The sequence below is a fragment of the Acidovorax sp. GW821-FHT09A11 genome, assembly GCF_059418365.1.
Genome location: NZ_JBWKPS010000001.1, coordinates 22,031 through 34,616, shown reverse-complemented (window position 1 = coordinate 34,616; position 12,586 = coordinate 22,031). Strand labels below are relative to the sequence as shown.

The 12,586-nt window shown below is 67.7% G+C and carries 9 protein-coding genes and 1 tRNA gene; 6 read left to right on the top strand and 4 right to left on the bottom strand.

The features are described 5' to 3' along the window. Positions 1 to 4: 4 nt before the first annotated feature. Both AC07PV_RS00160 and AC07PV_RS00155 read right to left on the bottom strand, forming a co-directional pair. Entirely contained in the window at positions 5 to 595 is a 591-nt protein-coding gene (locus AC07PV_RS00160; RefSeq protein ID WP_218294571.1) for an OmpW/AlkL family protein, read from the bottom strand. Positions 596 to 731: 136 nt separating this feature from the next. Continuing rightward, positions 732 to 1,721: a DUF808 domain-containing protein gene (locus AC07PV_RS00155; RefSeq protein ID WP_218340969.1), complete on the bottom strand. Its 990-nt coding sequence runs from the start codon at positions 1,719 to 1,721 to the stop codon at positions 732 to 734. Between the two features lie 248 nt (positions 1,722 to 1,969). Between AC07PV_RS00155 and AC07PV_RS00150 the strand changes: the two genes are divergently transcribed. Beyond that, positions 1,970 to 2,659 carry a class I SAM-dependent methyltransferase gene (locus AC07PV_RS00150; RefSeq protein ID WP_218294569.1) on the top strand — a complete coding sequence of 230 codons (690 nt, stop codon included), beginning with the start codon at positions 1,970 to 1,972 and terminating at the stop codon, positions 2,657 to 2,659. 203 nt (positions 2,660 to 2,862) lie between these two features. On the opposite strand, the gene purL is transcribed toward AC07PV_RS00150, so the two are convergent. Beyond that, a complete protein-coding gene (gene purL / locus AC07PV_RS00145; protein ID WP_494629015.1) occupies positions 2,863 to 6,870 on the bottom strand; it encodes a phosphoribosylformylglycinamidine synthase in 4,008 nt (1,335 codons plus the stop codon). A gap of 159 nt (positions 6,871 to 7,029) precedes the next feature. Here purL and map point away from each other — a divergent pair, with 159 nt between their 5' ends. From map to AC07PV_RS00130, 3 genes are all read left to right on the top strand, one after another. Further along, positions 7,030 to 7,845 (top strand): type I methionyl aminopeptidase, encoded by an 816-nt coding sequence (gene map, locus AC07PV_RS00140; protein WP_218294567.1) that lies wholly within the window; start codon positions 7,030 to 7,032, stop codon positions 7,843 to 7,845. Positions 7,846 to 7,944: 99 nt separating this feature from the next. Beyond that, a complete protein-coding gene (locus tag AC07PV_RS00135) occupies positions 7,945 to 10,536 on the top strand; it encodes a [protein-PII] uridylyltransferase (protein ID WP_494629014.1) in 2,592 nt (863 codons plus the stop codon). A gap of 320 nt (positions 10,537 to 10,856) precedes the next feature. Then, positions 10,857 to 11,294, top strand: a complete 438-nt coding sequence (locus AC07PV_RS00130) for a universal stress protein (protein ID WP_218294565.1) — start codon at positions 10,857 to 10,859, stop codon at positions 11,292 to 11,294. A gap of 27 nt (positions 11,295 to 11,321) precedes the next feature. Here AC07PV_RS00130 and def read toward each other — a convergent pair whose 3' ends face one another. Next, positions 11,322 to 11,861: a peptide deformylase gene (gene def, locus AC07PV_RS00125; RefSeq protein WP_494598510.1), complete on the bottom strand. Its 540-nt coding sequence runs from the start codon at positions 11,859 to 11,861 to the stop codon at positions 11,322 to 11,324. A gap of 101 nt (positions 11,862 to 11,962) precedes the next feature. On the opposite strand from def, the gene AC07PV_RS00120 reads away from it, so the two are divergent. Both AC07PV_RS00120 and AC07PV_RS00115 read left to right on the top strand, forming a co-directional pair. Continuing rightward, the gene (locus AC07PV_RS00120; protein WP_494598509.1) at positions 11,963 to 12,385 is read left to right on the top strand and encodes a YbaN family protein; all 423 of its coding nucleotides are present in this window, start codon (positions 11,963 to 11,965) and stop codon (positions 12,383 to 12,385) included. A 125-nt stretch (positions 12,386 to 12,510) separates the two neighbouring features. Further along, positions 12,511 to 12,586, top strand: a tRNA-Asn gene (locus AC07PV_RS00115).

Sequence of the window (12,586 nt, the reverse complement as noted above, 5' to 3'; positions counted from 1 at the left end):
CTGGCTAGAACCTCCAGCCCAGGCCCACGCCCACCAGCACGGGGTCTGCCTTGAAGGTGCCCAGCTTGGCGCCGCCTGCCGTCACGTCGGTCTTGATGAAGACCTTCTTCAGGTCGAAGTTGAGGTACAGATTCTTCTGCAGCGGAATGTCCACGCCCACCTGCAGCGCGGGGCCGAAGCTGTTGCGGTCAATGTCCACGCCGGCGGGCAGCTTCACGCCGGAAAAGCGCGTGTAGTTCAGGCCCGCGCCCACATAGGGCTTGAAGCCGGGTGCATCGAAGTGGTATTGCAGCAGCAGCGTGGGCGGCAGGTGCTTGAGCGAGCCGATGGCCGTGCCGGAGGCGCTCAGCGTGTGCTTTTGCGGCACGGTCAGGATCAGTTCGGCCGCGATGTTTTTGTTGAAGAAGTACGTGACATCGACTTCGGGGATGGTCTTGTCGTTGATGGTCAGGCCCAGGGGCGTGCTGTCCTTGTTGGCACTGTCCAGGTGCACGGCGCGCGCGCGGACCATCCAGGGTCCTTCAGCCTGTTGCGCCAGGGCGGCGCCGGAAGCCAGGGCGCAGAGGGCGGCTACTGCCAGCAGGTTCTTTTTCATGGTGATTTCACATCGGTTGGACGGGGACGACCCCCGTGCATCCATTGAACCGCCATGCCCCTCGACCGGCCTTGCCCTATCTCAAGCCCCTCGTATTAACCCTTAGACATACATCAAGAAAAACGGCCTGCCCTTGTCAATGCGCGGCGGATTTCCCGCGCAGGCGCTGCACCAGCGTGACGGCTGCGAGCACCAAGCCTCCCGCCACGATGCCGACCACCGCGTTGAGCAGGTTGGGCACCAGCACATGCCAGAGGGCGCCCACCGGCCATTGCGCGGCGGCCTCGCCAGCGGCATCCACCGCATGGTGCAGCGCGGGCACGCCATGCACCAGAATGCCGCCGCCCACGAGGAACATGGCGGCGGTGCCCGCCACGGACAGGCCCTTCATGAGCCACGGCGCGGCCCGCAGGATGCCCGAGCCCACCGCCCTGGCCACGGCGCTGGCCTTGCCGTTCAGCCACAGGCCCAGGTCGTCGAGCTTGACGATGCCGGCCACCAGGCCATATACGCCGATGGTCATGATGACCGCGATGCCCGACAGCACGGTGACCTGCTGCACAAACGGCGCCGACGCCACGGTCCCCAGCGTGATGGCGATGATCTCTGCCGACAGGATGAAGTCGGTGCGCACCGCGCCCTTGATCTTGTCCTTCTCGAACGCCACCAGGTCCACCGCGGGGTTGGCATTGGCCAGCACATGGCTTTCATGCTCGGCGGCGTCTTCGTGGGGGGCGTGCAGCAGCTTGTGGGCGACTTTTTCAAAGCCTTCAAAGCACAGGAAGGCACCGCCAATCATGAGCAGCGGCGTCACGGCCCAGGGCGCGAACGCGCTGATCAGCAAGGCCGCGGGCACCAGGATCACCTTGTTGATGAACGACCCCTTGGCCACGGCCCACACCACCGGAATCTCGCGCTCGGCGCGCACCCCCGTGACCTGCTGGGCATTGAGGGCCAGGTCGTCGCCCAGCACGCCGGCCGTCTTCTGGGCGGCCACCTTCGTCATGACCGAGACGTCGTCCGCCATGGCCGCGCTCTTCTTGGCGGCCACCTTGGTCATCAGGGCCACGTCGTCGAGGATGGTGGCGATGTCGTCCAACAGGGCAAGCAGGCTGCCAGAGGCCATGGGAAGTCCTTGAGATAGCAATGGAAAAGGCGGCATGCGTGCCGCCGCGCGTGGGCTGGACTATAGCAACGCACGGTCTTCGTTTGCGCCCGCCCCCCGGCCCCGGGAGCCTTTTGCGCAGGCCGTCGCCGTGCCCTCCTCGCGGCCCGCCACGGGGGCTGCGGCGCGCAAGGCGCATACTCGCGCCCTCACCCACCACTTTGGGGTCCCCGGGGCTTGTCCCCCTGCACGGGCTTCACGCCCATGCCATGCCCGGCTACCTGACCAAGCAAGAAGACATCGCCATCACCGGCGCGGCAGACCTGATCATCCGCTCGCTCCTGGACAAGCAGCAGTTTTCCGACCCGGAGGGTGCCGCCGAAGCGCTGGGCATCTCTTCCGCCGCCTGGCCGCTGTTCGGCCTGCTGTGGCCATCGGGGGCCCAGCTGGCGCACCGCATGGCCAGCCGCCCCCTGCGAAGCGGCGAGCGCGTGCTGGAGATCGGCTGCGGCCTGGCCCTGGCCAGCCTGGTGTGCCACCGGCGCGGCGTGGACGTGACCGCCAGCGACTGCCACCCCCTGGCATCGGCCTTCCTGCTGGAGAACGTGCGGCTCAACGGCATGTCGCCGCTCAAGTACCGCACCGGGCAATGGGGAGCCGACTTGACCGACACCTGCGCCGATGTGCAAGGCCGGTTCGACCTCATCATGGGCAGCGACGTCCTGTACGAGCGCGACGCACGAGGCAGCCTGGCCAACTTCCTCGACCGCCATGCGGCCGAAAGCGCGCAGATCTGGATCGTGGACCCCAACCGCGGCAACCGCTCCGCCTTCAGCAAGCAGATGGCCGCGCTGCGTTTTGACGTGGTGGAAGAGCGCCTGGACCACCCCGCGCTGGCCGATGTTCCGGCGTACAAAGGGCGGCTGCTGGTGTATCAGCGCGCCCCTGCAGTGGCCTGAGCAGGACTTGCCGGGCAGCCCGGCGCGACAGCGCCGCCAGCAGCCCGCCGGGCCCGCGCAGCCCAAACGCCCGTGCAGCCGTGCAAGGGCCGCCAAGCTGCGTATGCGGCACTTTGCGGGCGTGCACCGGCTGCCCCCTTCCCGCATGGCAAGCCATTGAGAGAAGGGGGAAGGCGCGAAGCGACTCCGCAGGATGTGCTACGTCACCCCACCCACTTGCGGGCATTGCGCCAGATGCGCATCCAGGGACTGAGTTCGCTGCGGTCGCCCGAGGTCCAGCTCATCTGCACGTTGCGGAACACGCGCTCGGGGTGCGGCATGATGGCCGTGAAACGGCCGTCCGCCGTGGTCACGCCGGTCATGCCACCCGTGCTGCCGTTCGGGTTGAACGGGTATTGCTCGGTGGGCGCGCCGTGGTTGTCCACGAAACGCATCGCGGCGATGGCCGCGCCGGCGTTGCCGCGGTACTTGAAGTTGGCATAGCCCTCGCCGTGCGCCACGGCGATCGGCAGGCGGCTGCCCGCCATGCCCGCGAAAAACAGGCTGGGAGACTCCAGCACCTCCACCATCGACAGGCGGGCCTCGAAGCGCTCGCTCTGGTTGGTGGTGAAGCGTGGCCAGTCCTGCGCACCCGGGATGATGTCCGCCAGTTCGGCAAACATCTGGCATCCGTTGCACACCCCGAGGCCAAAGGTGTCGGTGCGGCCGAAGAAGCCCTGGAACTGCTCGGCCAGCACGGGGTTGAAGGTGATGCTGCGCGCCCAGCCGATGCCGGCCCCCAGCGTGTCGCCGTAGCTGAAGCCGCCGCAGGCGACCACGCCCTTGAAGTCTTCGAGCTTGACGCGGCCGGTCTGCAGGTCGGTCATGTGCACGTCGTAGGCCTCGAAGCCGGCCTCGGTGAAGGTGTAGGCCATCTCGATGTGCGAATTGACGCCCTGCTCGCGCAGGATCGCGACCCGGGGTTTGGCCAGGTTCAGGAACGGCGCCGCCACGTTGTCGGCCGCGTCGAACGTGAGGTGCACGTGCATCCCGGGGTCGGCGGCCGCGCCCGCGGTGGCGTGCTCGGAGTCCGCGGTCGCGGGGTTGTCGCGCTGCTGGCAGATTTTCCAGCTCACGGCATCCCACACCTGGTGCAGGTCGGTGAGCTTGGCGCTGAACACGGCCTTGGCATCGCGCCAGACCTGCAGCTCGCCCTTGCCGGCGTCGATGCCCGACGATTGCGGACGCGTCTTGCCGACAAAGTGGCTGAATCTGGACAGGCCGTGCTCGCGCAGCACCTGCATCACATCGTTGCGCTCTGCGGTGCGCACCTGCAGCAGCACGCCCAGTTCTTCGTTGAACAGGGCCTTGAGCGTGAGCTCCTCGCGGCGCGCGCTGACCTGCTGCGCCCAGTTCTTGGCATCCCCGGTCTCCATGCGGCTGTCGCTGATGCCGTCGCCTTCGGTCACGAGCATGTCCACATTGAGCGCCACGCCCACATGGCCCGCAAAGGCCATCTCGGCCGCCGCCGCCAGCAGGCCGCCGTCGCTGCGGTCGTGGTAGGCCAGGACATGGCCCTTGGCGCGCAGCGCGTTCACGGCGTTGACCAGGTTCACCAGGTCCTGCGGATCGTCCACGTCGGGCACCACGTCGCCGCTTTGTTCCAGCGTCTGGCCCAGGATGCTGCCGCCCATGCGGTTCTGGCCCTTGCCCAGATCGATCAGCACCAGGGTGGTGTCATCCTCGGTGGCATCGAGCTGGGGTGTGAGCGTGCCGCGCACGTCGGAGAGCGACGCGAACGCGCTCACGATCAGGCTCACGGGGGACGTGACCTTTTTCTTGTCGCTGCCGTCGTTCCACTGCGTGCGCATCGACAGGCTGTCCTTGCCCACGGGGATGGAGACGCCCAGCGCCGGGCACAGCTCCATGCCCACGGCCTTCACGGTCTCGTACAAGGCAGCGTCTTCGCCGGGCTCGCCACACGCGGCCATCCAGTTGGCGGACAGCTTCACACGCGGCAGCTCGATGGGCGCAGCCAGCAGGTTGGTGATGGCCTCGGCCACGGCCATGCGGCCCGATGCGGGTGCGTTGATCGCGGCCAGCGGCGTGCGCTCGCCCATGCTCATCGCCTCGCCCGCAAAGCCCTTGTAGTCGGCCAGCGTCACCGCGCAGTCCGCCACCGGCACCTGCCAGGGGCCGACCATCTGGTCGCGGTGCGACAGGCCGCCCACGGTGCGGTCGCCGATGGTGATGAGAAAACGCTTGGACGCCACCGTGGGATGGGCCAGCACGTCGATCACGGCCTTTTGCAGCGGCACGCCGGTCAGGTCGATGGGCGCGAACTGGCGCTGCACCGTGGCCACGTCGCGGTGCATCTTGGGCGGCTTGCCCAGCAGCACGTTCATGGGCATGTCCACCGGCAGCTTCTGGTCGCCCGCCTCCACGGCGGTGTCCTGCAGCACCAGCTGGCGTTCCTCGGTGGCCGTGCCGATCACGGCGAAGGGGCAGCGCTCGCGCTCGCAGAACGCCTTGAACAGCGGCAGCGACTCGGGCGCGATGGCCAGCACGTAGCGCTCCTGGCTTTCGTTGCTCCAGATTTCCTTGGGCGCCATGCCCGATTCTTCGAGCGGCACGGCGCGCAGGTCGAAGCGAGCGCCACGGCCGGCGTCGTTCGTGAGCTCGGGGAAGGCGTTCGAGAGGCCGCCGGCACCCACGTCGTGGATGGCGAGGATGGGGTTGGCGGCGCCCTGCGCCCAGCAGTGGTTGATGACCTCCTGGGCGCGGCGCTCGATCTCGGGGTTGCCGCGCTGCACGGAGTCGAAGTCCAGTTCGGCGGCGTTGGCGCCACTGGCCATGGAGCTGGCGGCGCTGCCGCCCATGCCGATGCGCATGCCGGGGCCGCCCAGCTGGATGAGCAGCGAGCCAGCGGGGAACTCGATCTTTGTCGTCAGGCCCGCGTCGATCACGCCCACGCCGCCGGCGATCATGATGGGCTTGTGGTAGCCGCGCTGCACGCCAGCGACTTCCTGCTCGTACTCGCGGAAGTAGCCCGCCAGGTTGGGACGGCCGAATTCGTTGTTGAACGCCGCGCCACCCAGGGGCCCTTCCACCATGATCTGCAGCGGGCTGGCGATGTGCTCGGGCTTGCCGACCGTGCTGCCCCAGAGCTTGGACACGGTGAACCCCGTGAGGCCGGCCTTGGGCTTGGAGCCCCGCCCGGTGGCGCCTTCGTCGCGGATCTCGCCGCCCGCGCCGGTGGATGCGCCCGGGAAGGGAGAGATGGCGGTGGGGTGGTTGTGCGTTTCCACCTTCATCAGCACGTGCTGGGTGGCGCTACTTTTTTGATAGCTGGTAGCGCCCGCTGAATCAGCGGTAGAGGCCATTTTGGCCACAAACCGCTCGACCTCGCCGCCTTCCATGACCGAGGCGTTGTCCGAATACGCGATCACCGTGTGCTGGGGCGCCAGCTGGTGGGTGTTGCGGATCATGCCGAACAGCGATTTGTCCTGCGCCACGCCGTCGATGGTGAACTGGGCGTTGAAGATCTTGTGGCGGCAGTGCTCGCTGTTGGCCTGCGCGAACATCATCAGCTCCACGTCGGTGGGGTTGCGCGCCAGGCCCGTGAAGGCGTTGACCAGGTAGTCGATCTCGTCGTCGGCCAGGGCCAGGCCGAAACGGGTGTTGGCGGCCTCCAGCGCGGCGCGGCCGCCGCCGAGCACGTTGACGTGCTCCATGGGCGCAGGCTGCAGCTCGGTGAACAGCGCTGCTGCTGCGGCGCGGTCGGCCACCACGGACTCGGTCATGCGGTCATGCAGCAGGGCGGCCACCTGGGCCAGTTGCTCGGCCGTCAGCTCGGGCGCCTTGCCCAGCAGGCCGGCCTTGAGGCTGATGCGGTATTCGGTGATGCGCTCCACGCGGCGGATGGCGATGCCGCAGTTGCGGGCGATGTCGGTCGCCTTGGACGCCCAGGGCGACAGCGTGCCCAGGCGGGGCGTGACGATGATGGCGGTGCCCTCGGCGGGGCCCGCATAGGGGTCGCCATAGGTCAGCAGGGCGGCCAGGCGCTCATGGTCGGCGGGCGTGGGGGCCGCGTCGGTGGCGACAAGGTGCACGAAGCGCGCTGCAATGCCGCTGATCTTGGGGTGAATGGCCTCCAGGGCGGGTTGGAGTTGCTGGGCGCGGAAGGTGCTGAGGGCGTTGCCGCCCGCCAGCGTGGTCATGTGCAAGGTCACGGTAGCGGCCTGTTGGGTGTGAGGGGTACGGTCGAGGCGCCGACCCGGGCCCGGGCTCTGGCCTGGGCATGTGGGTGGACAGCCCGGCATTTTACCGGGCGGACCAGGGCCGCCGCCCGCCTCCAAGCAGCCGGCGGGGGGCGATGGGATAATTACGCCATGAGCATCACCATCAAAAGCGCAGAAGACATTGCCGGCATGCGCCTCGCGTGCCGCCTGGCCTCCGAAGTGCTGGACTACATCGCCCCCCACATCAAGCCCGGCATCACCACCAAGGAAATCGACCGCCTGGGTGCCGAATGCATGGCCCAGCAGGGCACCATCTCGGCCACCGTGGGCTACCAGCCGCCCGGCTACCCGCCCTACCCCGCCTCGCTGTGCACCTCGGTCAACCATGTGGTGTGCCACGGCATCCCCAACGACAAGCCGCTCAAGAAGGGCGACATCGTCAACGTGGACGTGACCGTGATCACCAAGGACGGCTGGTACGGCGACAACAGCCGCATGTACCAGATCGGCGAGTGCTCCATTGCCGCCAAGCGCCTGTGTGCGATCACCTTCGACGCCATGTGGCACGGCATCCTGCAGGTGAAGCCTGGCGCCCACCTGGGCGACGTGGGCCACGCCATCCAGAAATTCGCCGAAGGCCAGGGTTTCTCCATCGTGCGCGAGTTCTGCGGCCACGGCATCGGCCAGAAGTTCCACGAAGAACCCCAGGTGCTGCACTACGGCCGCCCCGGCACGCTGGAAGAACTGGTGCCCGGCATGGTCTTCACGATCGAGCCCATGATCAACGCCGGCCGCCGCGAGGTGAAGGAGTTCGGCAACGACGGCTGGACCATCGTGACCAAGGACCACAGCCTGTCGGCGCAGTGGGAACACACCGTGCTGGTGACCGAGACGGGCTATGAGGTGATGACCCTGTCGGCCGGCTCGCCCGCGCTGCCCGCCTTCGTGACGGCCACGGCCACCTGACGGCCGCACCGGCAACGCCTGCGCGACCGGCATTCACACTGGCTCGCACAACTCTTGCATGGCTTTTTTCATGGCACCTTATCTGCGCGCACCACGACCATGACCGAACTCCATGCCCTGCGGGACGCCTACCGCAGCGACAAAGCCGCCCTGCTCGCCGCCCTGCAGGCCACGGGCGCCTCCACGCGTGGCATCCGCGTGCTGCTGCGCAAGCTCTCCACGCTGGCCGGCGCCCTGCTGCACACGCTGTGGCAGCGGGCGCAGCTCCCAGCGGACATGGCGCTGGTGGCCGTGGGCGGCTTCGGGCGCGACCAGCTTTTCCCCTATTCGGATGTCGACGTCCTGCTGCTGATGCCCGATGGAAGCGCCCCCGAGGCCGGCAGCGAGCTGCGCACGCGGCTGGAGGGCTTCATCGGCAGCTGCTGGGATGCGGGCCTGGAGATCGGCTCCAGCGTACGCACCGTGGCCGAATGCCTGGCCGAAAGCGCGGGCGATGTCACCGTGCAGACCTCGTTGCTCGAATCGCGCCTGGTGTGCGGCAACACGGCGCTGTTCGCCGAATTCCAGCGCCAGTACCGCCTGCAGATGAACCCGCAGGCCTTCCTGGTGGCCAAGACGCTGGAGATGCGCCAGCGCCACAACAAGTACGAGAACACGCCCTACTCGCTGGAGCCCAACTGCAAGGAGTCGCCCGGCGGGCTGCGCGACCTGCAGATGATCCTGTGGGTGGCGCAGGCCGCGGGCCTGGGCCGCAACTGGAAGGAACTGGCCGCCAGCGGCATGGCCACCGCCTTCGAGGTGCGCCAGATCGAGCGCAACGAGGCCGTGCTCTGCCTCATCCGCGCGCGCCTGCATGCAGCCGCCGGGCGGCATGAGGACCGCCTGGTGTTCGACCTGCAGACCGCCGTGGCCGAGTCCTTCGGCTACCGCTCGCAGGCGCCCGACGGCTCGCGCCTGCCCATGCGCGCCAGCGAAAGCCTGATGCGGCGCTACTACTGGGCGGCCAAGGCCGTGTCGCAGCTCAGCCAGATCCTGCTGCTGAACATCGAGGAACGCCTGAACCCCTCGACCCACGAGCCGCGCCCCATCAACGAGCGCTTCTTCGAGAAGGCCGGCCTGATCGAGGTGGCCAGAGACGACCTGTACGAGCGCGACCCGCACGCCATCCTGGAAACCTTCCTGCTCTACCAGACCACCGTGGGGCTCAAGGACCTGTCGGCGCGCACCCTGCGCGCGCTGTACAACGCACGCGGGGTGATGGACGGCGCGTTCCGCCGCGACCCGGTCAATCGCGCCAACTTCATGCGCATCCTGCAGCAGCCCTCGGGCATCACGCATGCCATGCGCCTCATGAACCAGACCTCGGTGCTCGGGCGCTACCTGTGGGTCTTCCGGGGCATCGTGGGGCAGATGCAGCACGACCTGTTCCATGTGTACACGGTCGACCAGCACATCCTCATGGTGCTGCGCAACGTGCGCCGTTTCTTCATGGCCGAGCACGCGCACGAATACCCGTTCTGCTCACAGCTCGCGGGCGGGTGGGACAAGCCGTGGATCCTGTACGTCGCGGCGCTGTTCCACGACATCGGCAAGGGCCGCGGCGGCGACCATTCGCAGATCGGCGCCGTCGAGGTGCGGCGCTTCTGCCGCCAGCATGGCGTGGACCGCGAAGACGCCAGGCTCATCGAGTTCCTGGTCAGCGAACACCTGTCGATGAGCCGGATCGCCCAGAAGGAAGACCTCTCCGACCCGGACGTGATCGCGGCATTCGCGCAGCGCGTGGGCAACGAACGCTACCTGACCGCGCTGTACCTGCTCACCGTGGCAGACATCCGTGGCACCAGCCCCAAGGTGTGGAACGCCTGGAAGGGCAAGCTCCTCGAAGACCTGTACCGCGCCACGCTGCGCACCCTGGGTGGCCGGGCGCCGGATGCCGCCGCCGAGATCGAAGCGCGCAAGCGCGAGGCGCTGGTGCTGCTGGCCCTGAGCGCCCTGCCCTTCGAGGCCCACAAGGCCCTGTGGGCCACGCTGGATGTGAGCTACTTCATGCGCCACGAAGCGGCGGACATCGCCTGGCACACGCGCCACCTGTCGCGCCATGTGGGCACGGCCAGGCCCGTGGTGCGCGCGCGCCAGTCGCTGGCGGGCGATGGCCTGCAGGTGATGGTGTATGCCGCCGACCAGGCGGACCTGTTCGCGCGCATCTGCGGCTACTTCGACCGCGCGGGCTTCAGCATCCTGGATGCGCGCGTGCACACCGCGAACAACGGCTATGCGCTCGACACCTTCCAGGTGGTGGCCTCGTCGCAGGCGGGGCACTACCGCGAACTGACCCATATGGTCGAAAGCGACCTGGTGCGCGTGATCGAGGCGGGCGGGCCGCTGCCCGAACCCACGCGCCGGCGGGTGTCGCGCCGCGTGAAGAGCTTTCCGGTCGCCCCGCGCGTCACGCTGCGCCCCGACGAAAAGGCGCAGCGCTGGCTGCTGGCCATCTCCGCCAGCGACCGTGCGGGCCTGCTGTACCTGGTGGCGCGCATCCTGGCGCAGCACCATCTGAGCGTGCAGTTGGCCAAGGTCAGCACCCTGGGCGAACGTGTCGAAGACACCTTCCTGGTCCAGGGCCCCGAACTGCAGAACAATGCACGCCAGATCGAGATCGAAACCGAACTGCTGCGCGAGCTGGCTGACTGACTAGCGGCCTACCGCATCCCGTCTCCGGCCTCCGGGCAGGCGGTGGATCCTCACGAGAAGGCTGCGCGCCAAGATGCTATCCCATTGATAGCATCCATCGCATGCCAAGCAAGCGCCAGGGCGCATTTTCCCCTGTTGCCGAATGCTGAAGTGCGCCAGGGCTGGCACTTGCCTTGCGCCCATCTTGAGCCTATAACAGCCACATGCATGTGGCGCGTTCATGGCGCCCACGGTGCCTGCCAGCCGCGTTGCGCCACCGCACCCGGGCAGGCGACCCGGCGCCCTGCCGGGACTGCCCACGCAGCCCCCAAGGAGCCAGCATGTACAAGCACATCCTGATGCCCTCCGACGGTACGGCGCTGTCGGAAGCGGCCATCCTGCGCGGCATGCGCTTTGCCCGCGAAGCCCACGCCAAGGTCACCGGCTTTTATGCCTTGCCCGAATTCCATGCACTTGCGTACCACACCGCCATGCTGGAACACACGCGCAAGAGCCAGGAAGACCAGGCCCGGGCGAGGGCCGAGGAGGTCCTGAACTACATCCGGGAGACCGCGGCACAGTACAGCGTGCCCTGCGACACCCTGACCAGCATCAGCGACCATCCTTACGAAGCCATCATCGACGCCGCGCACGCGCAGGGCTGCGACCTGATCCTGATGGCCTCGCATGGCCGCCGCGGCCTCCAGGGCATCCTGCTGGGAAGCGAGACCCTCAAGGTCCTCACGCACAGCAAGATCCCGGTGCTCGTGCACCGTTGACCCCAAAGCGGGCGCTGGTTCCGCCCGTCAGTCGTCCTCGGCGGCGCTAATGTCGGGGAAGAGCACTTCCGTGAAGCCGAACTGCGTGAAATCGCGCACCCGCATCGGGTACAGCTTGCCAACGAGGTGGTCGCACTCGTGCTGCACCACACGGGCATGAAAGCCGTCCACCGTGCGGTCTATGCGGTCGCCGTAAGGATCGAACCCCGTGTAGCGGATGCGCGCCCACCGGGGGACCTTGCCGCGCAGCCCCGGCACGGAAAGGCAGCCTTCCCAGTCCTCCTCTTCTTCATCGCCCAGCGGCGTGATGACGGGATTGAGCAGGACGGTGGGAAGAATCACCGGACGCTCGGGGTAGCGCGGATTGCGTTCGCCGGAGCCAAAGATCACGAGTTGCAGATCCACGCCAATCTGCGGCGCGGCAAGCCCCGCCCCATTGACGGAGCGCATGGTGTCGAACATGTCCCGCACCAGAAGATGAAGATCGTCTGTATCGAATGCAGTCACGGGCTGGGCAACGCGCAGCAGGCGCGGATCGCCCATCTTCAGGATGGTGTGGATGGTCATCGGTGTGAAATTTCTGCGAAAGCGGCTGGCGCGCGCCAGCCTGCGGCAGCATAGCGCGTGTCGGCGCGCCGCGCAGCGGCGCGCCCATTCACAATACCGGCATGGACTCTCCTCCAGACCCGGCCTCCACCGACACGGCCCCGCCCCTGCGCCCCTTGCCATGGCCCGCCCGCTGGCTGCTGCTGGTCTTTGCCGTGGCGTGCCTGGTGATGGGCATCATCGGCGTCATCGTTCCCGGGCTGCCCACCACGGTGTTCATTCTCATGGCGGCATGGGCTGCGGCCCGCAGTTCGCCCCGGCTGTACCGCTGGCTCTGGAACCACCGCCTGTTCGGCCCGCTCTTGCGCAACTGGGCCCAGGGAGGCTGCGTGAGCCGGCGCGCCAAATGGAGCGCCACGTGCCTCATGGCGCTGAGTGGGATCGTGCTGTTTGCGACGGGCACGCGCACCTGGATCGCCGTGCTCGCCATCACCTGCATGGCGTGCGTGCTGGCCTGGCTGTGGCGCAGGCCCGAGCCGCAGTGAGCGAATGGGCAGCATCGAAAGCCAGGCATGCGCCCCGCACTCCCGGCCGGGGCACCGTGCAAATCGTCGGGCACATCCGCGAAGCGGCTGGAGCCCATTTTTTATGTATATAATCTAAGTCTTGTTCCTCGATAGCTCAGTCGGTAGAGCGCCGGACTGTTAATCCGTAGGTCCCTGGTTCGAGCCCAGGTCGAGGAGCCA

What these genes read in the sequence shown, in the direction of transcription:
- AC07PV_RS00160 (WP_218294571.1), bottom strand. Translation starts at nt 595, where the DNA reads ATGAAAAAGAACCTGCTGGCAGTAGCCGCCCTCTGCGCCCTGGCTTCC.
- AC07PV_RS00155 (WP_218340969.1), bottom strand. Translation starts at nt 1,721, where the DNA reads ATGGCCTCTGGCAGCCTGCTTGCCCTGTTGGACGACATCGCCACCATC.
- AC07PV_RS00150 (WP_218294569.1), top strand. Translation starts at nt 1,970, where the DNA reads ATGCCCGGCTACCTGACCAAGCAAGAAGACATCGCCATCACCGGCGCG.
- map (WP_218294567.1), top strand. Translation starts at nt 7,030, where the DNA reads ATGAGCATCACCATCAAAAGCGCAGAAGACATTGCCGGCATGCGCCTC.
- AC07PV_RS00135 (WP_494629014.1), top strand. Translation starts at nt 7,945, where the DNA reads ATGACCGAACTCCATGCCCTGCGGGACGCCTACCGCAGCGACAAAGCC.
- AC07PV_RS00130 (WP_218294565.1), top strand. Translation starts at nt 10,857, where the DNA reads ATGTACAAGCACATCCTGATGCCCTCCGACGGTACGGCGCTGTCGGAA.
- def (WP_494598510.1), bottom strand. Translation starts at nt 11,861, where the DNA reads ATGACCATCCACACCATCCTGAAGATGGGCGATCCGCGCCTGCTGCGC.
- AC07PV_RS00120 (WP_494598509.1), top strand. Translation starts at nt 11,963, where the DNA reads ATGGACTCTCCTCCAGACCCGGCCTCCACCGACACGGCCCCGCCCCTG.